Origin of the sequence: Bradyrhizobium jicamae (assembly GCF_018130215.1) — a bacterium.
Lineage (GTDB): Bacteria > Pseudomonadota > Alphaproteobacteria > Rhizobiales > Xanthobacteraceae > Bradyrhizobium > Bradyrhizobium jicamae_A.
Genome location: NZ_JAFCKQ010000013.1, coordinates 1 through 20,558, shown reverse-complemented (window position 1 = coordinate 20,558; position 20,558 = coordinate 1). Strand labels below are relative to the sequence as shown.

The 20,558-nt window shown below is 64.3% G+C and carries 21 protein-coding genes and 1 tRNA gene; 8 read left to right on the top strand and 14 right to left on the bottom strand.

Annotated elements, in window-relative coordinates; all coding sequences use genetic code 11:
* The first annotated feature begins 133 nt into the window (after positions 1-133).
* Positions 134-664, top strand: a complete 531-nt coding sequence (gene ppa / locus JQ586_RS16515; protein WP_212395656.1) for an inorganic diphosphatase — start codon at positions 134-136, stop codon at positions 662-664.
* Between the two features lie 165 nt (positions 665-829).
* Here the strand turns inward: ppa and folD are convergent, their stop codons facing one another.
* The 3 genes from folD to JQ586_RS16500 form a co-directional block, all read right to left on the bottom strand.
* Complete coding sequence (folD, locus tag JQ586_RS16510) at positions 830-1,714, bottom strand: bifunctional methylenetetrahydrofolate dehydrogenase/methenyltetrahydrofolate cyclohydrolase FolD (RefSeq protein ID WP_212395655.1); 885 nt, start codon at positions 1,712-1,714, stop codon at positions 830-832.
* Positions 1,715-1,786: 72 nt separating this feature from the next.
* Complete coding sequence (locus tag JQ586_RS16505; RefSeq protein WP_212395654.1) at positions 1,787-2,107, bottom strand: DUF167 domain-containing protein; 321 nt, start codon at positions 2,105-2,107, stop codon at positions 1,787-1,789.
* Positions 2,108-2,119: 12 nt separating this feature from the next.
* Positions 2,120-2,410 (bottom strand): YggT family protein, encoded by a 291-nt coding sequence (locus JQ586_RS16500; RefSeq protein ID WP_212395653.1) that lies wholly within the window; start codon positions 2,408-2,410, stop codon positions 2,120-2,122.
* Positions 2,411-2,590: 180 nt separating this feature from the next.
* On the opposite strand from JQ586_RS16500, the gene JQ586_RS16495 reads away from it, so the two are divergent.
* Positions 2,591-2,666, top strand: a tRNA-Ala gene (locus JQ586_RS16495).
* Between the two features lie 152 nt (positions 2,667-2,818).
* Here the strand turns inward: JQ586_RS16495 and JQ586_RS16490 are convergent.
* The 3 genes from JQ586_RS16490 to JQ586_RS16480 form a co-directional block, all read right to left on the bottom strand.
* Positions 2,819-3,628, bottom strand: coding sequence for an enoyl-CoA hydratase (locus JQ586_RS16490; RefSeq protein WP_212395652.1), 810 nt, complete (start codon positions 3,626-3,628; stop codon positions 2,819-2,821).
* A gap of 31 nt (positions 3,629-3,659) precedes the next feature.
* Positions 3,660-4,163: a nuclear transport factor 2 family protein gene (locus JQ586_RS16485; RefSeq protein ID WP_212395651.1), complete on the bottom strand. Its 504-nt coding sequence runs from the start codon at positions 4,161-4,163 to the stop codon at positions 3,660-3,662.
* Positions 4,164-4,264: 101 nt separating this feature from the next.
* Complete coding sequence (locus JQ586_RS16480; protein ID WP_212395650.1) at positions 4,265-5,068, bottom strand: glutamine amidotransferase; 804 nt, start codon at positions 5,066-5,068, stop codon at positions 4,265-4,267.
* A gap of 537 nt (positions 5,069-5,605) precedes the next feature.
* On the opposite strand from JQ586_RS16480, the gene JQ586_RS16475 reads away from it, so the two are divergent.
* A complete protein-coding gene (locus JQ586_RS16475; RefSeq protein WP_212395649.1) occupies positions 5,606-7,393 on the top strand; it encodes a hypothetical protein in 1,788 nt (595 codons plus the stop codon).
* A gap of 333 nt (positions 7,394-7,726) precedes the next feature.
* Here the strand turns inward: JQ586_RS16475 and JQ586_RS16470 are convergent, their stop codons facing one another.
* The 5 genes from JQ586_RS16470 to JQ586_RS16450 all read right to left on the bottom strand — a co-directional run bounded on the left by JQ586_RS16470 (position 7,727) and on the right by JQ586_RS16450 (position 13,931).
* A complete protein-coding gene (locus JQ586_RS16470) occupies positions 7,727-8,506 on the bottom strand; it encodes an SDR family oxidoreductase (RefSeq protein WP_212395648.1) in 780 nt (259 codons plus the stop codon).
* A gap of 235 nt (positions 8,507-8,741) precedes the next feature.
* Positions 8,742-9,245, bottom strand: a complete 504-nt coding sequence (locus JQ586_RS16465) for a TerB family tellurite resistance protein (protein ID WP_212395647.1) — start codon at positions 9,243-9,245, stop codon at positions 8,742-8,744.
* A 273-nt stretch (positions 9,246-9,518) separates the two neighbouring features.
* A complete protein-coding gene (locus tag JQ586_RS16460) occupies positions 9,519-10,928 on the bottom strand; it encodes an adenylate/guanylate cyclase domain-containing protein (RefSeq protein ID WP_212395646.1) in 1,410 nt (469 codons plus the stop codon).
* Positions 10,929-11,093: 165 nt separating this feature from the next.
* On the bottom strand, positions 11,094-12,479 hold the full coding sequence (locus tag JQ586_RS16455) for a cytochrome P450 (protein ID WP_212395645.1): 1,386 nt from the start codon (positions 12,477-12,479) through the stop codon (positions 11,094-11,096).
* A gap of 81 nt (positions 12,480-12,560) precedes the next feature.
* Complete coding sequence (locus tag JQ586_RS16450) at positions 12,561-13,931, bottom strand: hydrolase (RefSeq protein WP_212395644.1); 1,371 nt, start codon at positions 13,929-13,931, stop codon at positions 12,561-12,563.
* A 152-nt stretch (positions 13,932-14,083) separates the two neighbouring features.
* On the opposite strand from JQ586_RS16450, the gene JQ586_RS16445 reads away from it, so the two are divergent.
* A complete protein-coding gene (locus JQ586_RS16445) occupies positions 14,084-15,763 on the top strand; it encodes an MFS transporter (protein WP_212395643.1) in 1,680 nt (559 codons plus the stop codon).
* Between the two features lie 18 nt (positions 15,764-15,781).
* Here the strand turns inward: JQ586_RS16445 and JQ586_RS16440 are convergent, their stop codons facing one another.
* Together JQ586_RS16440 and JQ586_RS16435 are read right to left on the bottom strand one after the other, a co-directional pair.
* Positions 15,782-15,994 (bottom strand): hypothetical protein, encoded by a 213-nt coding sequence (locus JQ586_RS16440; RefSeq protein WP_212395642.1) that lies wholly within the window; start codon positions 15,992-15,994, stop codon positions 15,782-15,784.
* Between the two features lie 174 nt (positions 15,995-16,168).
* Positions 16,169-16,399 (bottom strand): hypothetical protein, encoded by a 231-nt coding sequence (locus JQ586_RS16435; RefSeq protein ID WP_249147685.1) that lies wholly within the window; start codon positions 16,397-16,399, stop codon positions 16,169-16,171.
* Positions 16,400-16,668: 269 nt separating this feature from the next.
* Between JQ586_RS16435 and JQ586_RS16430 the strand changes: the two genes are divergently transcribed.
* From JQ586_RS16430 to JQ586_RS16420, 4 genes are all read left to right on the top strand, one after another.
* Positions 16,669-17,724, top strand: a complete 1,056-nt coding sequence (locus tag JQ586_RS16430) for a polysaccharide deacetylase family protein (protein ID WP_212395641.1) — start codon at positions 16,669-16,671, stop codon at positions 17,722-17,724.
* Positions 17,725-17,912: 188 nt separating this feature from the next.
* Entirely contained in the window at positions 17,913-18,107 is a 195-nt protein-coding gene (locus tag JQ586_RS16425) for a hypothetical protein (protein WP_212395640.1), read from the top strand.
* A gap of 263 nt (positions 18,108-18,370) precedes the next feature.
* Positions 18,371-18,634, top strand: coding sequence for a hypothetical protein (locus JQ586_RS40510; RefSeq protein ID WP_249147675.1), 264 nt, complete (start codon positions 18,371-18,373; stop codon positions 18,632-18,634).
* Between the two features lie 117 nt (positions 18,635-18,751).
* Positions 18,752-19,144 (top strand): BLUF domain-containing protein, encoded by a 393-nt coding sequence (locus JQ586_RS16420; protein ID WP_212395639.1) that lies wholly within the window; start codon positions 18,752-18,754, stop codon positions 19,142-19,144.
* A gap of 34 nt (positions 19,145-19,178) precedes the next feature.
* On the opposite strand, the gene JQ586_RS16415 is transcribed toward JQ586_RS16420, so the two are convergent.
* Positions 19,179-20,279, bottom strand: a complete 1,101-nt coding sequence (locus JQ586_RS16415; protein ID WP_249147672.1) for an alpha/beta hydrolase — start codon at positions 20,277-20,279, stop codon at positions 19,179-19,181.
* Positions 20,280-20,558: the final 279 nt, after the last annotated feature.

Here is a 20,558-nt window from a genome sequence, read left to right as displayed (position 1 = left end):
TAAACCTGCCCGAGTGCGTCACGCGAAGCCCTGCCCGGCAATGAGCCCCGGGTGCATGCCGCTTCGTGCCCTGACGGCGCCAAACAAGAAAATCGCACCCTTCCCAACTTCCAACGGCAACGCGGAGCAATCCATGCGTATCGACGCCATATCGATCGGCAAGAATCCCCCCCACGACGTCAACGTCATCATCGAAGTGCCCGTGGGCGGCGAGCCGATCAAATACGAGATGGACAAGGAAGCCGGCACGCTGGTGGTGGACCGCTTCCTCTACACGCCGATGCGCTATCCCGGCAATTACGGCTTCATCCCGCACACCTTGTCGAACGACGGCGACCCCTGCGACGTGCTGGTCATCAACACCCGCGCGATCATCCCCGGCGCTGTCATGAGCGTTCGGCCGGTCGGCGTGCTCCTGATGGAGGACGAGGCCGGCGGCGACGAGAAGATCGTCGCGGTACCCACCTCGAAGCTGACCCAGCGCTACGACAAGGTGAAGAACTACAGCGACCTGCCCGACATCACGCTGCAGCAGATCCAGCACTTCTTCGAGCACTACAAGGATCTCGAGAAGGGCAAGTGGGTGAAGGTGCTGCGCTGGGGCGATGCCGAGGAAGCGTGCAAGTTGATCCTGGAAGGCATCGACCGCGCGAAGAAGAAGTGAGGGCACGCTGCCTCGGACTCCCTCGCCCCGCTCTTGCGGGGAGAGGGTCGGGGTGAGGCGCTGCTTCAACGAGTCGCGAGGGTCGGGGGACCTGTACCCCTCACCCGACATTCAAGCGGCCTTTGAATGTCGACCTCTCCCCGCAAGCGGGGCGAGGTAGAAGGGCTACACAGCCGGCGCCGGGAGGCCGTGGATTGCGCAGGCGGCGCGCAGCGTGTTCACCAGGAGGCACGCCACCGTCATCTGCCCGACGCCGCCGGGAACCGGCGTGATCGCGCCGGCGACGTCGAGCGCTTCCTGAAACGCGACGTCGCCGACCAGCTTCGGCTTCGCCCCTGGCACCGGTATGCGGTTGATGCCGACATCGATCACGGTGGCGCCCGGCTTCAGCCAGTCGCCGCGCACCATCTCGGGGCGGCCCACCGCGGCATAGACCAGATCGGCCTGGGCACAGAGCTTTGCCAGATCGCGCGAGCGCGAATGCGCGATCGTCACCGTCGCATTCTCGTTCAGCAGCAATTGCACCAGCGGGCGGCCGACCAGGTTGGAGCGGCCGATCACGATTGCGTTCATTCCCTCGATCGAGGCATGCACGCTCTTGGTTAGGATGATGCAGCCAAGCGGCGTGCAGGGCGACAGCGCTGCAAAGCCGCCGGCCAGCCGCCCGGCATTGTTCGGATGCAGCCCGTCGACGTCCTTGGCCGGATCGATCGCATTGATGATGGTTTCGGTGTGCAGCGTCTTAGGCAGAGGCAGTTGCACCAGGATGCCGTGCACCCGCGGATCATGGTTGAGCCGTGCGATCAGCGCCAGCAGGTCGCCCTCGGAGACATCCGCCGGCAGCTTGTGCTCGAACGAGGCCATGCCGGCGGCCTGGGTCTGGGTGTGCTTGCTGCGTACATAGACCTCGCTGGCCGGGTCGTTGCCGACAAGCACGACGGCGAGCCCCGGCGTCAGCTGGTGATCGCGCCTGACGCGGGCGACCTCGTCGGCGACCCGGCCACGAAGCTCGGCGGCGATGACTTTTCCATCGATGATGCGGGCGGTCATGTCAGTCCTTTGTCTCTCGTAGCGTTTCGAGCCAACTGGTCACCGGTTCGCGTGAGGAAAACGCGCAGAAAACTAGCCCGGTTTGGCCGCAGTCAGCTTCTTCAAGATATCGCCCAGCCCCTTCGGGTCGCCTTCGACGGCCACCTGCTTGAGCCGTGAGGTGGCGCCGGAGAGTATCCTGACCCTGGCCTTCGGCACGCCGAGCGCTTTTGCAAGCAACTCGGTCACGGCGCGGTTGGCCTCACCGCCCTCGGCAATCGCACGCACCCTGACCTTCACGACCGATCGGCCATTGGCCAGCATCTCGACTCCGTCGATACCGTCCCGGCCGCCGCGCGGCGTCACGCGTAGCGCGATGCTGATGCCCTCGGTCGAGTAGCGCCAGGGCTCCATCGAGGAGAGCGGTCAGATGACGTTCGGGTAAATGTAATACGCGATCACCCGCTCGATAAACATGATGATCAGGATCACGATGATCGGCGAGATATCGAGCCCGCCCAGATTTGGCATCACATTGCGGATCGGGCGCAGCACCGGCTCGGTTATCCGGTACAGGAACTCGGCCACCGCCGAGACGAACTGGTTGCGCGTGTTGACTACATTGAAGGCAATCAGCCAGGACAGGATGGCCGACGCGATAAGGAGCCAGACATAGAGGTCGAGAACGATGAGGACGATATCGAGGACGGCACGCATATGGAGGGGGCTCTCGGGTGGGACAGGTTGCTAGATATCGGTTCATCCCCCCGCAAACAAGGGAAGTTCCCGGCCAAAAAGGCCAAAAGCCGCGGGTTCACTGTTCTTGACTTGACCTTGGGCGGCACTGTAAATGGCCCCGACTGTCGGCCGGGATCCTCAGCATAACCCGGTCGCGATGGGGCCATAGCTCAGCTGGGAGAGCGCGTCGTTCGCAATGACGAGGTCGGCGGTTCGATCCCGCCTGGCTCCACCAGCCTTCACTCGCTTCGCGAGCTGCGGCTCGGCAAGCCCCGAAAGTCCATCGTGGCGAAGTCAGCGAAGGCTGCCCGCCCTAGCCCAATGGGCGCCGGCAGGGCTCTCTCGTGACGAAGCCGGGCTCGTTCAACAAATTGATGTCTCGCCCTCTCACGTCCCCGTAAACCGCGGCGGCCGCTTCTCCACGAAACTCGCCACGCCTTCCCTGAAATCATCGCCTTTCAGCGCAATCTGCATTTCGCGGTTGGCGTCGATGGTGGCTTCCGCCAGCGTCTGGAACGGCACGTCATAGAGCTGGCGCTTGATCACGGCGATCGCGCTGGGCGAGACGAAATCGGCGAGATCGCGCGCATAGGCGTAGGTCTCCTCGCGCAGTCTATCGGGCGCGTAGAGCCGGTTGACGAGGCCGATCCGCAGCGCCTCCTCGGCCGACACACGCCGCGCGGACATCAGCAAATCGAGCGCATTGGCGTGGCCGACGATCCGCGGTAGCATCCAGCTGATGCCGTGCTCCGCGATCAGGCCACGCCGCGAGAACGCCGTCGTGAATACCGCGGTGTCGGCGGCAAAGCGCAGGTCGCAGTACAGCGCGTGCACGAGGCCGATGCCGGCGGTTGCGCCGTTCAGCATCCCGATGACAGGTTTCCGGATCGCCGCGTAATAGGCGTAGCGCGTCTGCCAGTCGGCACGGCGATTCATGTCGAACGGGATGCTCTCGCCGCGCCTGATCTCGTCGGGATTGATCCCCTTCAGCGCCTCCATGTCGGCGCCGGCACAGAAGCCGCGGCCCGCGCCGGTCAGGACGATGACACGGACATTGTCGTCACCCGCCGCCGCCTCCATCGCATGGCGCACATCGCGCTCCATGACCGCCGTCCAGGCGTTCATGCGGTCCGGGCGATTGAGGGTGATGGTCGCGATCCTGTCGTTGATGTCGTAGAGGATGTGTTCGTAGCTCACGGCGATCTCCCTTTGCCTGCTTTTCCTGTTGTTATCGGTTCGCGCGCGAGCCCTTCGGCCACGCCTGATAATCCCGCGTCTCCGGCCGCTGCTCGAGCCAGCCGGTCCAGCGCCGGAATACTTTTGCCATCCGCTCCGGCTCGACGCCGAGCTGCGCCATCGCGACGCCACCATTGACGGATTCACGGTATTCCGCGATCAGTCCGTCGCGCAGGATGAAGCGGCTCATGCCGTCGATCACGACGCGCTTGCCGGCGAATTGGGGAATCGTCGAGGTGAAGCTCGACAGCGACCACGCATAGCCCTGACGGCCGTCGAACACGGGATCGAACATTTCCCAGCGATAATCCGTGGCATCGCGGTGAAACAGGTCTTGCATCATGTGGGCGATGTCGGCGCGGCCGGTGTGCGGGCCATAGATGTAGTCGTGATAGACCGCGTCCTCGGTGAAGTGACGCGCGAAGCGCGCGCCATCACCTGATTCAGCCGACAGCGTGAACTCGCCGAGCAGCCGCGCGAAATCACCACCGGTCATGTCGCCTCCCATGCGCGCGTTTCCGTGCGCTTCGTTGCGCGACACTACCACATCCCTGAAAATGAAAAGCCTAAGCGAGCGCGCGATATTCCGCGCGGCGGCTATTCCGCGGCCTGCAGCATCGTCGCGTGCGGCGTGCGCGCGATCCAGCCGTCGAGAAAATGTTTCAGCCACGCACGCTCGGCGGCATCGTAGACGGCACGCTCGGCGAAATGCACGTCAGGCGGCTGCGCTCCGGGCTGATCCATCCGCACGCAACCGCGCGTGGTCCAGCGATACATCATCGCGTAGGTCACATCGGGATGGAACTGGAGGCCGAAGGCGTTGCCGAAGCGGAAGGCCTGGATCGGGAAGTCGCCGCCCCGTGCGAGCAGTTCGGCGCCGCCGGGCAGCTGAAATCCTTCGCCATGCCAGTGATAGACCCGCGCCGGCCAATCCGGACAGATCGCACGGCCGGCCTCCGTCGGCGTGATCGGGTAGTATCCGACCTCGACCCGGCCTTCCGGATGCGGCGCAACACGCGCCCCGAGCTGTCGCGCCAGCATCTGGGCGCCGAGGCAGATGCCGAGGAACGGCCGCTGCTCGCGCAATGGAATCTCGATCCAGTCGATCTCCCGCCGCACATAGTCATCAGGATCGTTGGCGCTCATCGGGCCGCCGAAGACCACCGCGCCGGCATGATGGTCGAGCGTGTCGGGCAACGCGTCGCCAAAGCGCGGTCGACGGATGTCGAGAGGATAGCCGAGGGCGCGCAGGGCGTTTCCGATCCGGCCGGGGGTCGACGTCTCCCGGTGCAGCACGACCAGCACCGGGCACCTCAGGTGCGGATCCGAAGGCGTGGCCGTGATCGACCGTCCCGTTGGGAAGGGCACCACGGCACTGGCTTGGTCCGACCGCTGCAACATCGTCTCTTGCTAGTTTTCCGGCACGTAAGGCGAGACCATAGCTAAGCAGGTCTTAATATCGTGTGAGTTTGCGCACACTCACACGTGAAGCAAATCACGGGCCAGAAACGAGGCTGAACGTGCGGGTTTTGATTTGGCGCGTTCTCCTGGTGCGGTCGGGTATCCATCCCGGATCAAGTCCGGAAGGACAGGCTTCGCTTGGAAACGCTCCAGGCCATAGCGGATAAGGGCCCAGGGGATGGCTCCCTGGGCCATCCGGCTTATTGCCGACTCGCCGGCCCTCCAGATCGAGACAATAGCGCGGGCACGCTCGTTCGAGTCATCATCTCGATGATCAGCTTCAGCTCTCCTACTGCAATGTTGGCGCTCGCATGCAGGCGGCGCTTCGGCGCATCCGTCTGTCATCACTTTGAATTTCGATCGTCGGAGTGCTCTACTGGGGTGCCCGCGGATGCCTCTGAAAGAGCTCACTAGCGTTGTGAGAATGCATTTTCCCAAATCGGGTGATCTTTCGAAATGCCGCTAGAGTTGCAATCGTTGGCGCCGTTTACGCGCAGAGAAGGGATCATCTGCTTCCTTCTGGCTGCAATGATCGCGTCGGCGATGGAGCTTGTGAATGGCAACCTCGGCGCGGTGCTAGCCGGCGGTCTGTTCAATCCCGATAGCTATATGCGTATGGTCCGCCTCGAGGAAGGGGTGCGGGCAGGGCATGCCGTGTATCTGGTGGCCCGGGACGGGTCGGGTGCGGGCTCCTTACTGCATTGGACACACCTCCTGGAAGCGCTGGTGCTTCTGTTCTCCGCCCCATTCATGGTGTCGATGGATCTGCATGCCGCGTTGCACGCGGGAGCAGTGTTTGTCGGCCCGATCTCCGTAGGATTGCTGGGGGTAGCCGCGGCTTGGACAGTGGTGCCACTGTGTCCGCCGAGGCAGCGCTGGTTGGCTGCGGCGCTGATGTCGTCAAGCTTTGCGGTAGCACCTTATGCCTTGCCCGGCGTGGTGCATCACCACATCCCGGTGGCCGCAGCGATCGTTACCGCGTGTGGCTTCGCGCTACGGGCGGTTTCAGACGGGTCTCGGGCAGGAGTTGGGATGGGCCTGGCTGCGGGTGTGGCGCTCGTACTTACCCCGGAAGCTTATCCATTCCTGACAATGGCATTCGGCGGCCTGGCGCTATCTTGGCTATTCTGGCCGAACGGCCGCTCGGGGTCTGCGGCGCGAGCGGCGGGGATCGCAATGCTGCTGGTATTACTTGCGGCCCTGTTACTCGATCCACCCTATGCCGGTTACGGTGCGGTGGAGATTGACCGCATTTCGGTCGTGTGGGTGGGGTTCGGGTTTGCTTGCGCGGTGGCCGGACTTGGGCTGGATTGGCTAGGCCGCGCGCCTCGTCGGCCAACCACAGCGGTAGCGGGCCTTGCAGTCGCGGTCATAGCGCTAGGTGCCTGGCTCACGGCGTTCCCAAAGGTGTTGTTGGGACCGGAGGGGCTGCCAGATGCCGAAGCGCTGCGGATCATGTTCTCAACGATCCTGGAAATGCAGCCCATCAAGACGACACGAGGCGCCCTGGCCTTCTTAACGCCGGGTTTCATGGGGCTCGGGGTGCTGCTGGTGCTCGCGCGACGGGCGACTGGGCCAACGCGGTGGTTGGCGCTGTACGCCGCTGCATGCATGGTTGCGATGCTGGTGTTGGGCTTCCTGCACTTTCGGTTCTCCACGTATTCGGCCGTGGCTGGGGTCGTCCTCTTCCCAGTGGGAATGACGCTAGCTACCGATGGTCCAACGAAACCTTCGAGACATCTGCTGGGATTCCATGTCATGCCATCACTGGCGGGGAGTGCGCTCCGCGTGAGTCTAATACTGGGATACTTGCTGATCCCGTCGCTGGCGGCCGAAAACACGCCACTGGGTGTGGGGCCGGATATCGCGATCGGCAGTCCGTCTTGCGACGGGGCAGCGGCGACGCGGTTGCTCGGACAGGCTGCTGGAGCAGTGGTGCTAACGGATCCGAACTTGGTGCCGGAGCTGCTCTATCGAACGCGCATTCTAACGGTGGGTTCGCTGTATCACCGCAATGCGATGGCCTATATGCGGTTGCACGCTGCGTGGCGGTCGGAGCCGGGCAACGTGGTCCCGGAAGCTGTGCAGGCCACACGAGCGCGTTTTGTGTTGGCCTGTAGGGGTGGAATGCGCTCAGGGGTCGTAGTGGATTTGCCGGAAACAACACTCTGGGACGTACTAATTGCCGGAACCCCTCCGGCTTGGTTGACGGCGGTGGCCGAAGATGCCGAATCGGGGTTCGTGCTCTATGCGGTGAAGCCATGACGGGCCGACCAACGTTACTGATCGCAAGCTTTCGCTAAGCCGGACCGGTCAGGCCATTCCGTGAATGTTGGATTGTAGTTGGAGAATGCTGATGAAAAATCCGCCGTACACAAGATTGTAAAGCCAAAAGGACGGCGGTTGCCGAGCGAATGACGAGCCGCATCGTGCCATCGGGGCTCAAATCGCCAAAACCGAGTTGGCTCCAATCTGCTAACGCCACCACGGCCAGCGCGAGTCCTACCAGAGATGCCACGATCAGCATCCACTCAAGTCGTGCCGAACGGATGACATCCCAATCATCGCGCGCCGTTCGAAGACTTCTTCAACAGCCTGCTATCGCTTGCGGAGCTGGAAACCGCCGACCGCCGACAGGATGAAGGCGCGCGGGAACAGGCGGAGCAGGAACGGCACGAGCTTGATGAAGGCGCCGGGCATCACCGCCCGCCTGTTGGCCATCAGCCCCCGATAGGCCTGCCGCGCAACCTCGGCCGCCGAAACGTCGAGGATGGCGGAATCGAATCCGGGTGCAAATCCCGCGCGCGCCTGGAACTCGGACGGCACGGGACCGGGGCAGACCACGGTGACACGAACGCCCTTCGGCGCCAGCTCGCAGCGCAACGCCTCGGAGAACGACAGCACATAGGCCTTGCTGGCGTAGTACACGGCCATGCCGGGCCCTGGCAGGAAGCCGGCGATGGAGCCGAGATTGAGGATGCCGCCGCGGTTGCGGATGACCTGATCGGCGAAACGCAGCGTCAGATCGGTCAATGCCCGGACATTGACCGAGATGATGTTGAGCTGTTCGGCACGGTCCCGCTCGACGGCTACGCCGAACAGGCCGAAGCCGGCATTGTTGACTAGATATTCGATCTCGACGCCAGCCTCCGCCAGCGCCGCCGCGATCCTGTCGCCGGCATCGACCTGCTGGAGATCGCAGGGGATCACGACCGGCGCCGCGCCACCCTTGCCGCTGAGCTCGTCGGCCAGCGCGTTGAGGCGATCGGCTCGGCGCGCCACCAGCGCCACACGGTGACCGTTGGATGCAAACACGCGCGCCAGTTCGGTGCCTATGCCCGCCGATGCCCCGGTTATCAGCGTCACACGCTCGGTCACGATCAAACTCTTATTCAAATCCCAGAGAGGTCTCGAACGGCCGCGACGAGAGCATAGGCATGCGGTGGGACGCAAGCCGTCCGTAAGTCTGTCGACAGCAACACCGCACGGGTTTGAAAGTCAAACGCCGGATTTTCGGGCGGTTCGCCCATGATCTCGGCAATCACAGCACACATTAAAGTTTCGTCATCCGCGATGATGGCGGGACCGCGGCGTGCCGTGCATGGCTGGCCTGTCAGATTGCCGCATCCGCGGTGCCCCACGGCCCCTTGGGCAGCCCGGCCTGCTTCTCGGCCACGCGATGCTTGAGGTCGATCCGATCGCGCGAGGAGATGCCAAGGAGGTCGGCGGCGCGCCAGACCACATTGTCCTCGAACTCAGTGACCTGGCCGTCGGCATAGACCAGCTCCCACATCATCTCGACGATGCGCAGCCGCCCCTCCTCGTTCACCGAGCGCATGATCACACTGGTAAAGTGATAGAGATCGACGGCCTCGCCCTCGACCCGCATCGCCGAGGCAATCAGCCGGTCCGCTGTGCCGCGATCGAGCTGGAAGCGGCTTTCGATCAGGCTGTGCAGTTTGAGCTTTTCTGCGGCCGTCGGCTCACCATCCAGCGAGACGACGTGGACCAGGAGTGCGGTCGCCGCCAGACGATAGTCGCCGTCGTTGAAGGTCCGGTCGGACTGCGCATCTGAAGACACGATATCGGCAATGAATTGGCGGAGTCCGTCGAGCATCGTTCTCTCTGTCGAGTGAAGCCTGATGACAGCTATATGGCGCGGAAACAAAACCGGCGCAATTGGCGCGGGTTCCGGCTGAAGCATTATGTTTGGGTAATCTTGGGGCAACCTGGCCCGTTTTGCCGTCATTGCAAGGAGCTCGCGACGAAGTTGCATAGCAATTTGCGCTGAAGCTACGAAGCATTCCGCATGCGCCGGGAGATGGGTTGCTTCGGGGAGCCTGTCATCGGGCGCGCATTCGCGCGACCCGTCGGCTCGCAACGACGAGCGCTAAGGAATCTCGTACACCACGAGCTTGTCGGCGATGCCGCGCAACGCAGCTTCCTTCTGGATCGGCTTTATCGCCGCACGGTCCAGGATTCCCGCGACCTCGGGCGATTCCATCACCGGCTGTGTGAGATGGATTTCCTGCGACGTCGACAGGCTCTGCACCCGCGCGGCGATGTTCACCGTCTGGCCGAAATAGTCCTGCCGCTCGTTCAGCATCACCGCCAGGCAAGGGCCTTCATGGATGCCGATCTTGACGATCAGGTCCTCCTTGCCACGCTCGGCATTGAGCTTCTTCATCGCGGCGCGCATGCGCAGGCCCGCGGAGAGCGCGTGCTCCGGCTTGATGAAGGTCGCCATCACGGCATCGCCGATCGTCTTCACCACGGCGCCGTGCTCGGACGCGATGATATCGAGCAGCGCGTGGAAATGCGCGCGCACGAGGTCGAACGCGACAAGGTCGCCGACGCGCTCATAGAGCGCGGTCGAGCCCTTCAGGTCGGTGAACAGGAACGTTAGCGCCGTGATCTTCAGCCGCTGATCGACGTTGAGATTGTCGGCCCGGAAGACATCGCGGAAGGTCTGGTTCGACAGCATCCGTTTCGCTGTCAGGATCGGCTTGCGCTTGCCAAGCAGTTTGTGCAGCGGATCGCCCGCGATCCAGACCGACGGCAGCACGCGGACGTCAGCCTGATTCTCCAGCGAGAGCCGCAACGGCCCCGGCCGCATCGTCGAGGTGCCGGTCGGCGCCTGCAGCTTGTTGAACGCGATCGAGAACTGCTGGCGTTCCGTGGTCGGCTCGCCATCGACCGCGAAGAAGTGCGCCGAATGCGTCACCGGCTCGAACACGATGACGAACTCATTGGGCAGATTGAGCGACAGCAGCGCCTTCTCGCCGGGCGGCAACTCGAGCCCTTCGAGGGTCACCTCGTTGATCAGGGTCGACAATGTCTTCTCGTCGAAGTCGATGCCCGAGCTCCAGAACATCTGGCGGAAATATTCCCAGATCGGCAGCGAATTGGGCTCGTGCGCGGCAATGTGGCGGACCCGCGGGCTGACCGTGAAGGCCACCTCGACGAGCTCGTCGACCGAGGCCTCGTAGCCGCACGCGCACAGCGCGCAATTGTAATCGTCATGGCGCAGCGACTTCAGCGACGCGTGGTGATCGAGCACGCCGCCGCACCCCGGGCACAGCACGTTCCAGCTCATGTCGAACAGGCCGAGCCGCGAGGCATGCAGGAAGCCGGAGATCACCTTCTCCTGATCGAGCCCGGTGCGCCCCGAAAAATCCAGGAGGTTGATGCGATTGAGCTCGCGATCATGACCATCGGCGATCAGACGCTCCATCGCGTCGATGACGTCAGGATCGGCCGTCTGCCTGAGCACTGAGAACTGGGCCTGCGTATCGCTCATGGTGAGAACCTAAGCATGGTGCGCGCCCGAAGGGCGGCGTGGACGCCGAGTTTGAAGCGATTTTCCGAAAAGGCCACGCTCAGGCGGAAACCGGAGCGCGAGGACGATTCAACTTGGCCTCATCACGCACTAGATGAGCATTCGAGGATCGTCACGCAAGGGTTTTCAGCGTGGCGTGATCGCAAACATCGGCGAGCGGTTGGGCTGCGTCGTCACCACGCCGACCGGAAGCACCGGCTCCTTGTCGGTCAGCGCGACGCGGAACGCACCGATGAGTTTTGCGAGCGCGAGCGTCGCCTCGACCAGCGCGAAATGCGCGCCAATGCAGACCCGCGCGCCGACGCCGAACGGCAGATAGGCGAAGCGATCTGGTGGCGTGCCCGTCAGGAAACGCTGCGGCATGAACGCATTCGGATCGCGCCACAATTTCTCGTGCCGGTGCAACAGCCAGGGCGCGATCAGGATCACGTCATGCTTCCTGACCGGATGGCCCGTGATCGTATCGGGGCCTGCGGCCGCGCGCGCGATCAAAAATGCCGGCGGATACAGCCGCATGGTCTCGTCGATCACGGCGCGGGTGAATTTCAGTTGCTCGATGTCGAGCGTGCCAGCTGCTGCCACGCCATTGACTTCGGCTGCCAACTGCTCCTGGGTCGCAGGATCGAGCGCCAGCAGATAGAGCGCCCAGAACAGCGCGGTCGCCGTCGTCTCATGTCCGGCCAGGATCATGGTCGCGACCTGATCGCCGAGCTGGGCGTCGGTGAAGGCCTCGCCCGTTTCGGGATCGCGCGCGTCGCCCATCAGGTCGAACAGGTCGCGCGCCGGCGCGCCGGCGTCCTTGCCGGCGGCACGACGCTCGGCCATCAGTTGTCCGACGAAAGCAGTCCAGCGCTTGCGGAAGCGGGCGCGGCGGAAATCGTGCGGGGTCGGCCAGCCGAGCGGCAGCACGAGGTCCAGCATGCTCGGCCGCGCCAGCGTCTCGCCATACTCCATCACGAAGTCGCGGAGCGCGGCACCATGGCGGTCCATGCCGAACGAGAACATCGTGCGGCCGGCGATCTCCAGCGTCATGCGCTGCATCGCCTCGCGCAGATCGACCGGCCCGCCGCTCGCCGCCTTCAGCTTGGTGATCGTCTCGTCGGTCGCCGTCATCATGTAGGGCACGAGCGTCGTCACCGCGCGCGGCGTGAACGCCGGCGCGAGCGTGCGGCGCTGATACTTCCAGGCGCGGCCCTCGGAGATCAACAGTCCCTCGCCGAGCATCGGGCGCAGCACGCGGATGCCGGCCGGGGTGCGCGTATAGTTCTCGTAATTGTCGACCAGCACATGCCGGATCGCATCCGGCGTGTTGAGAATGAAGCTGGAGTGGCGGAGGAAGCGGCCCTGAACGATGTCCTCCTCATAGGCGCGCCGGCCCCAGGCCTCGATCGGCGACTTGCCCATCGCACGCATCCGCCCGAACGCGGTCATGTCGTCGGGCGCGCGCGGCGGAGTCGGCGGCACCAGCGGCCGCCGCGTGACCGTCATGTCGTGGACTTCGGCAATGCTCATGATCCCTCGCGTCCCCGCTCGCAATATCGAATTCAGCCACGCGATCCCGACGCCATGAAGGCGGGTGGATCACACAATGACCTAATAAGTCAGCTCCGCAACCGCAATGCGGTTTTCCGACGCCGGCCAGGCCCGCGCCACGATCCGCTCCTGGTTGAAGATCGCAACCATCGGACGCCCGATCTCCGCCTCGGCCAGCCGCAATGTCGTCACCGCGTCGGTCGGCACGCCCGGCTTCACGTCGGCCGGCTCCCTGCCGTCGAACAGCACGACGTCGCGCGGCAAGCCGAAATAGCCGCGCGGCCGCGACATCAGCACGATTGCGCCGGCACCGGCGTCGGTCGGACCGAGCGGCCGCGCCGCGCGCAGATGCACGATGTCGGAGGAGCGCGGAAACGGCGAACGATAGACATGCGTCGTCACCGCGCCCGGTGAGGTCAGCACGATCTCGAGATACCAGGACGGATCGACCTGTGCCGGACCCCAGCGGCCGTCGGCGCTGGTTTGCGAGCTGTGCACCGGCCCGCCGATACGCTCTCCGGTCTCCGCCGCCACGTGATAGACGTCGACGGATGCGCCCGCGACCGGACGATTGGTCTGCACGCCGCCGGGCGTGCCGGTGACGAGGCCGCTCAGCCTGACATTTGCCTCCGGCACGATCTCGATCCGCGACGGCTCGCGGCCGGCGATGAATTTGTAGATCTCGCGGAACGCGCGCGGATGATATGCGGTCTCGCGATGATCGACCGCCCCGATCACAAGGTTGGTGGCGCCCTTCAGCGCCGGGCCGTCTGATGTCACATTGGTCGGCGTGCCTGGCTTGCCGATGAAGCGGCCGTCGGGTTGCGCGTATTTGTCGAGCCCGTCGCTGCGCAGCGTCAGGAACGCGGTGCCTGCCGCTACCTCGCTGTCGCCTTCGTTGAGGCCCCGCAGGAACGGGCCGCGGCCGTTGAACTCGTTGCCGAGGCCCTCGTCCGAGGCATACACGCCATGGTTCGGCGTGCCACACAGCACCGCATGGCTGACCTCGCCGCCGCCACCGTTCTTGACATAATTGCGGATCGCATTGCCACCGCGCGAATTGCCGACCAATGCTACGCGAGCAGCACCCGTCTTCTGCTTCAGCTCCCTGATCGCCTCGCCAAGCTCGCGGCGCGCATCCTCGGTCGAGGAGCGGCCCGCCTGCTCGACCTTGTCGTCAGTCCGCGCCAGCGGATCGGTGAAGTTGATCGCGAACATCCGCTCGCGCGGCACGCCGTTGGATTCCATCCGCCAGATCGTCGTGACCCAGAGCGGCGCCTGGTCGCCATTGCCGTGCACGAACAGGATCGGCGCAATGTCGGCGCCGGACACGCCGGGTGCCGCCTGCGCAAGGGCCGGAGCGCCGAGACGGCCCCCGAGCAAGGACAGCGCGCCGGCACCCTTCAAGATCGTCCGCCGCGACAGCTCCATGTGTTTCCCCTCCCCAAGCCTCAAGCCGTACTTTAGCTGTGCCCTACGCCCGCGAACAGGGTCGCAAATACTGGACATGACAGGCTTTTCGCAGGCATCTGTGACCCCGCCGGAATCATCAGCAAGCCATGGCAGGGCAAACGGAACCGGATATGACCGCACCGCCTGTTCGAACCGACAGCATCACTGCACCGTTACGTCACGGAATCTTCAGGCGGATCTGGCTCGCCAGCCTTCTCTCGAACCTCGGCATCCTGATCCAGGGCGTCGGCGCCGCCTGGGCAATGACCCAGATGACGTCGGAGGCCGACAAGGTCGCGCTGGTACAGACCGCCCTGATGCTGCCGGTGATGCTGATCTCGATGCCGGCCGGCGCCATCGCCGACATGCATGACCGCCGCATCGTGGCCCTGGTCTCGCTCATGATCGCGCTGAGCGGAGCCACGACGCTGACGGTACTGGCCTGGTTCAAGCTGGTGACGCCGAACATCCTGCTCGCGCTGTGCTTCGTCGTCGGCAGCGGCATGGCGCTGTTCGGACCGGCCTGGCAATCCTCGGTCAGCGAGCAGGTGCCGTCGGAGACGCTGCCGGCCGCGGTCGCGCTCAACGGCATCAGCTACAACATCGCCCGCAGCTTTGGGCCCGCGATCGGCGGCATCGTCGTCGCCGCGGCCGGCGCGGTCGCGGCGTTTGCGGCCAACGCCGTGCTCTATCTGCCGCTGATGATCGTGCTGTTCCTGTGGAATCGCGTCAGCGAGCCGTCGCGGCTGCCGCGCGAGCGGCTGAACCGCGCCATCGTCTCCGGCGTGCGCTACATCACCAACTCGCCGTCGATCCGGGTCGTGCTGACCCGCACCATGGTCACCGGCATCATCGGCGGCTCGGTCTCGGCGCTGATGCCGCTGGTGGCGCGCGACCTGCTGCATGGCGGCGCGCAGACCTACGGCATCATGCTCGGCGCCTTCGGCATGGGCGCCGTGATTGGGGCGCTCAACATCAGCGAGGTGCGCCGGCGCATGAGCGGCGAAGCCGCGGTGCGGGCCTGCGCGCTGGCGATGGGATGCGCGATCGGCGCCGTCGCCATCAGCAACGAGCCGGTGATCACGGCCGCGGCACTGGTGGTCGCCGGCGCGGTGTGGATGCTCGCGGTGGCGCTGTTCAATATCGGCGTGCAGCTGTCGGCACCGCGCTGGGTCGCCGGCCGCTCGCTGGCGGCGTTCCAGGCCTCGATCGCCGGCGGGATTGCGATCGGCAGCTGGATCTGGGGCCGCATCACCGACGTCGCCGGCGTCGAGACCGCGCTGTTGATATCAGGCGCCTTGATGCTGATCTCGCCGCTGCTCGGCCTCTGGCTGAGGATGCCGCCGGTCGGCGCGCGCAACGAGGATGCCACCGAGGCGCTCGCCGATCCCGAGGTGCGGTTGCAACTCAAGGGACGAAGCGGGCCGCTGGTGGTCGAGATCGAATATCGGGTGGCGCAGGACAACGCCCGCGCCTTTCACAATGTGATGCTGGAGGTGCAGCTTAGCCGCCAGCGCAACGGCGCCTATGGCTGGTCGATCGCGCGCGACATCGCCGATCCCGAACTGTGGACCGAGCGCTACCACTGCCCGACCTGGCTGGATTTCCTGCGCCAGCGCAACCGCGCCACCCAGATCGAGCGCGAATTGCACCAGAAGGCGGCGGACTTCCACATCGGCGCCGAGCCGGTGCGGGTGCGCCGCATGCTGGAGCGCCCGTTCGGCTCGGTGCGCTGGAAGGACGAGACGCCGGACCGCACCGCCGGCGAGGTGCTGCCGGTGGTCGCGACCGCGGCGGGGAGCAGCACGTAGCCTCGCTGGTCTGGGAATCTACTGCCCGTGCTCGGTCAACGTCTGCTGGCACGCCTTGCTCAGGCGGGCACGGTGCTCCTTCAGGCAGGCCAGCACGGCGTCGTCGCCCTGATCGAGGTGGTGGCGGCAGAACCGCGAGGCGTCGCGGGTGCAGGCATCGCGCCCCTGCTGCTGCGCGGAGGCCGTGGACGCGATCAGAACGAACGGAACGACAAAAAGAAATCGGATCATCTCTCAAGCCTTCAATGAATGCGACGGCGGCGTTGTATCGCCTTTCCGGGCGGCCAAGAAGCTTGAAACGATGGAAGGACGGCCTTGTTCCGGGCGCGGTCGGCCATCCCTGGAGTGCGTGCGCTCCCCGCCGGCGGCTGCGTCCCGTCGTCGCAGGGCGGATCCGGCGCGCAATTACTCGGCGGCGACCTTGCGCTGGGCGGCCAGATCGCGGTCCATCACGGCGCGGCAGCCGCTGCTCAGATTGGAGCGATGCTTGATCATGCAGGCGGTGATCTTCGGGATGTTCGGGATCTCGGCGCTGCAGAGTCGGAACGCATCACCCGTGCACATCTGCTGCGCTTCGGCGCTGAAGGCAAAGCTCGCAGTCGAGGACAGCGCGGAGAAGGCGACCGCGAAAGTCATCGCGGCGGCGGCCTGGCACAGCCGGCTTTTGAACAATGTCGTCATGATCATGATCGGCTCCCATCGGCACCGCAAAGGCGGGCCCGTTGTTCGATGGGTGCAATCCTGCGCCGACCCGCGCGAGCCGACTGTGACGATCATCACATCGGCGCAAGCCGTGCTTTTTCTTATCCTCCCAACCTCGTGTTGGGACCACGTTAAGACCTTGTTGGCACTAATCAGTCGTTACGGCTGTGGCGTACCCCGAGTTCCGAAAGAGTTGTGTACCGATGCGTAATCCGTTGGGCCTGATGCTGGCCAGTCTTGTCATGGCGGTCGCGATCGCCGGAGTGTGGTTCTGGACCTCCTCCCCGCGCGCCGACGCCGCCGCTCCCCAAACCGTGGCCGCACGCGCGGCCGATCCGCTTGCTGCGGCGGCCAAGGATGATGTCGACACCACTGCCGCGCTTTCGACGAAGCGCGCCGATGCAACCCCGGCGGCAGCGGCACCTGCTCCGGCGGCTGCTCCCGCGCCGATGCCCGCTCCGGTCGCCTCCACGCAAAAATGCGCCAATCCCGATGCGCTCGGCATCAGCCGCACCGTCGTGGTCGACACCACGGGCGGCCCGGGCTTCGGCTTCCTGCAATACAAGCAGTTCGACTTCCTGACCGACCACGAGATCGTGCTGACCTTCGACGACGGCCCGTGGCCGACCACGCCGGCCGTGCTCAAGGCATTGGCGGACGAATGCACCAAGGCGGTGTTCTTCCCGATCGGCCTGCACACGACCTATCATCCCGACATCCTGCGCCAGGTCATGGCCGCCGGCCACACCATCGGCGCCCACACCTGGTCGCATGCGCATCTGGCGAGCAAGAAGCTCACCGAGCAGCAGGCCAAGGACGAGATCGAGAAGGGCTTCAGCGCCGTGAAGATCGCGCTCGGCGCCAATCCGGCGCCGTTCTTCCGCTTTCCCGCGCTGGCGCACACGCCGGCGACGCTGGCCTATCTCGAGAGCCGCAACATCGCGAAGTTCTCCGTCGACGTCGACTCCAACGACTTCAAGTCCAAGAGCGCGGACGAGGTCATCAAGAACGTGATGGCGGGGCTCGACAAGGAGCACAAGGGCATCATCCTGATGCACGACCTGCAGAAGCACACCGCGCAGGCGCTGCCGACCCTGCTGCGCAAGCTGAAGGAAGGCGGCTACAAGGTGGTCTGGATGAAGCCGAAGACCCAGATCGAGACGCTGCCCGAATACGACGCGATGATGGCCAAGACCGAGAAGGTCTCGACCGCGCCGACCCGCCCGGTGAGCAGCGTGATCCAGACGGTCGCGGAGTAGACGCGCGAGATCGCGAAGTCAGGTTTCGAACGTCGTCATGGCCGGGCTATGGGAAGTCGCGGTTCGCGCGGGGCTTTCTGCTGACCCCTCATTTGACTGCTCATTTGAGCTACGCGCAGCTGGCACAAACTGCACTTTGCGCGGGAAAATTTTCCGGCCTAGTATGGGAACCCATGTAGGGGGCTCCCATGACTTATGGCCTGTTGGAATTCTCTCAGGCGAATGGCCGCGAGCCCCGCAAACTCAGCAAGCGCCCCGCCCTTATCATTGCCGGACGCCGTGCAGCAGCGACGCTCGGGCGCTCGGAAGCGCTCTATGACGCAATGATCATTCTTCTAGGTCTGGCTCCGATCGCCCTCGTCGGGCTTGCTGCGCTCCTGTAGGGCGGCCATGTCCACGTCCTGACTGATCCGATTGATCGCTCCGGCGACGATTGGATTGACGGACCGCCAGCTACACCTCCGGACCGATCACGACAGCCATACCATGCCTGCCCCGGCCACTGTGATGTCCCGGCAGTCGCAGCTTGTGCTGCCCGCCGTTGATCTACGTCAACATCACCGATCCCTTGCCGCTCACGATATGTTCAGCCGCGCCTGACGCGGCGTTATCACCTTCCGGTTCGCGTACGATGAGGAGGAACACCATGCATCGGACCAAGAGTCTCTCGACCAGCTCTGTGACTGTTACGGGAATCGCAGCCAGCCTCCTGCTGGGGCTTGCAGGGGTGACTCTCAGTCCGGCACCGGCCAAGGCCGTAATCTACTGCACGTATGTCGGCTATCCGGCAGGCTGTGTCGCGCGGGCCGGCGTCGTGCTCAGGCCTCGCCCGGTGGCGCGCGCTGCGGTCCGTCATAACGCCGGCGGCAACTTAAACGGCGGTGTCAATCGCGTTGGAGTACGGCGGTAGGCAGTCGTTTGCGGGTCACGATATTGACGGCAGACCGCAAGCCAGGTTCGTGACCCGTCCCGCCGTGTCGACAGCTGCGCGGCTGCTGCACCGGCATTGCTCGTGAGAGAATGAGAAATGCTCGCAACATGGCTCTACGTCAGCACCAGCACGCTCGGGCAGAATGCTGACGATGAGATAGCCAGCATTTGGAGCATCGCGCGAGTGCGAAACCCGGAGCTTGGACTGACCGGCGTGTTGCTGTTTTCCGGTCTTCACTTTGCCCAGTTTCTCGAGGGATCGGACGCAGAGCTTAAGAGAATGAAAACGTCGATTTGCAGGGACAAGAGGCACACCGGCCTTCTGACCCTGCAAACCCATCCGACCGAACAGCGAAGATACGCGCGCTGGGCGCTGGCCTATGCAGGCAGGGCTACCGCGATCGACAGGGTTCTGTCCGATGCCTTGCGCGGGCACGACGGGAGGGAATTGCTCGACTACATGGATCGGTTTGTGGCCGATATCTGTTGAGCGCAGCCTCTCGTCGGGTCGATGCCCGCTGTGATCACCTGGCAGAGGCCGTTCGTGACGTATCCTCTCCGAGCTGTTGGCCCTGCGCGAGCCGCCGCTCCAGCATGCCCATCACGCTGCTGATTTCGTCGAACGCCCTGGAGTGCGCGTCGTCTCCTCCCAGATGAGTCAGGTCGAACACAAGCAGTTTCTGCTGTGCAATTGCGCTCTTGTACGGTTCTTGATCCGGATTGATGTCGCCGACGCGGTTGGACCCTCCCGAAATCGATTTTGAAAGTTTGAGGGCGGCGTCATCTTGCGACAGAAACAAGCCCATCCGGGGGCGGCGCGGCCCCATCTCTCCGACCTGGCTGATGAATTGATCAAAGTCGACGTCGGGTGCGACAAACGCGACGTTCTTCAGCTTCGATGTCGTTCCGCCGCGCGATGCTTTCATGTGGAGCGCATCGAGAGTTATCAGGCAGCCCATGGAATGGCAGACGAGCGTGATCTCCCTGACGCCGGGATTCGAGTTCACTGCATCAAGCAGCTGGACAAGCGGCACGCCGGATTCCAGCGCGACCTTGCGGTCGTGCTCGTATGAACCGAGGTTTGCCGCTCCCTGCGATGGCCAGGAAAAAAGGATCGGAACTACGGGAAGCCTGCCATCGTGCACGAACTGGGCGTAGCGATACACCGCGTCGTCGAAGCGATTGTTGAATCCGTGAACGAAGACCATCGCCTTGCTGCGATGCCTGGCCTTGGCCAAGCTGGTGATGGCATTGCCGAATTGAGCGCGATCCAGGTATTCCGCCGATGCGGTTACGAAATCTTTTCGCGGATCGCCAGGAGGAGATAGCGGCCATTGTATTTCGCCGACTGCACGAGAAGCATCCGGCGGAATGGAGACCGTGACTTGGCCGAAGGCCATCTCGTTGGACGGATCCCGGCTGAACATCTCGCCGGCGTCGCTGCCGGATCGTGCGCGCGTCGTCCCGATCAGAATGGGGACTTGCGAGGCGCCTTCGACCAACTCATTGCTCGGCACGAGCACGCCTTGCAAGGGACGGAGCGTGCATGAACAGCAGGCCAGGACCACCAGCGCGGCAATCGCAACATGGGGAGAGGCGAACATGGTACGGTGCACGGGTGACATCTGGCTCCTCGCAACGCATACCCTCCGGCGCGAGCATCCTGGCACTGACAGATCCAGCGCGGCCGGCGGGTGCATCCAGCACCAAAGTGAGCCTGGGGCAGCTACGATTGATCCAGATCAATACCCCGGTCCCTTGGGGGGTTGCCGCATCGCTATGCGACCGAACAAGACGGCGAGACGCTGTTGCGCTGCTGGACACAGATGAGCGGCCCGATACATAGGTGACATTTCGTACCGGACACATGGGTTACACTTTCCGCTTTTGTTCTGCGGGAGGTG

Bases quoted from the DNA above. Each gene is read 5' to 3' on its own strand.
- JQ586_RS16465 (WP_212395647.1), bottom strand. From the start codon at position 9,245: ATGCTCGACGGACTCCGCCAATTCATTGCCGATATCGTGTCTTCAGAT.
- JQ586_RS16430 (WP_212395641.1), top strand. From the start codon at position 16,669: ATGCGTAATCCGTTGGGCCTGATGCTGGCCAGTCTTGTCATGGCGGTC.
- JQ586_RS16480 (WP_212395650.1), bottom strand. From the start codon at position 5,068: ATGTTGCAGCGGTCGGACCAAGCCAGTGCCGTGGTGCCCTTCCCAACG.
- folD (WP_212395655.1), bottom strand. From the start codon at position 1,714: ATGACCGCCCGCATCATCGATGGAAAAGTCATCGCCGCCGAGCTTCGT.
- JQ586_RS16455 (WP_212395645.1), bottom strand. From the start codon at position 12,479: ATGAGCATTGCCGAAGTCCACGACATGACGGTCACGCGGCGGCCGCTG.
- JQ586_RS16445 (WP_212395643.1), top strand. From the start codon at position 14,084: ATGACCGCACCGCCTGTTCGAACCGACAGCATCACTGCACCGTTACGT.
- JQ586_RS16505 (WP_212395654.1), bottom strand. From the start codon at position 2,107: ATGGAGCCCTGGCGCTACTCGACCGAGGGCATCAGCATCGCGCTACGC.
- JQ586_RS16440 (WP_212395642.1), bottom strand. From the start codon at position 15,994: ATGATCCGATTTCTTTTTGTCGTTCCGTTCGTTCTGATCGCGTCCACG.
- JQ586_RS16415 (WP_249147672.1), bottom strand. From the start codon at position 20,279: ATGTCACCCGTGCACCGTACCATGTTCGCCTCTCCCCATGTTGCGATT.
- JQ586_RS40510 (WP_249147675.1), top strand. From the start codon at position 18,371: ATGCATCGGACCAAGAGTCTCTCGACCAGCTCTGTGACTGTTACGGGA.
- ppa (WP_212395656.1), top strand. From the start codon at position 134: ATGCGTATCGACGCCATATCGATCGGCAAGAATCCCCCCCACGACGTC.
- JQ586_RS16435 (WP_249147685.1), bottom strand. From the start codon at position 16,399: ATGACTTTCGCGGTCGCCTTCTCCGCGCTGTCCTCGACTGCGAGCTTT.
- JQ586_RS16485 (WP_212395651.1), bottom strand. From the start codon at position 4,163: ATGACCGGTGGTGATTTCGCGCGGCTGCTCGGCGAGTTCACGCTGTCG.
- JQ586_RS16500 (WP_212395653.1), bottom strand. From the start codon at position 2,410: ATGCGTGCCGTCCTCGATATCGTCCTCATCGTTCTCGACCTCTATGTC.
- JQ586_RS16460 (WP_212395646.1), bottom strand. From the start codon at position 10,928: ATGAGCGATACGCAGGCCCAGTTCTCAGTGCTCAGGCAGACGGCCGAT.
- JQ586_RS16450 (WP_212395644.1), bottom strand. From the start codon at position 13,931: ATGGAGCTGTCGCGGCGGACGATCTTGAAGGGTGCCGGCGCGCTGTCC.
- JQ586_RS16425 (WP_212395640.1), top strand. From the start codon at position 17,913: ATGACTTATGGCCTGTTGGAATTCTCTCAGGCGAATGGCCGCGAGCCC.
- JQ586_RS16420 (WP_212395639.1), top strand. From the start codon at position 18,752: ATGCTCGCAACATGGCTCTACGTCAGCACCAGCACGCTCGGGCAGAAT.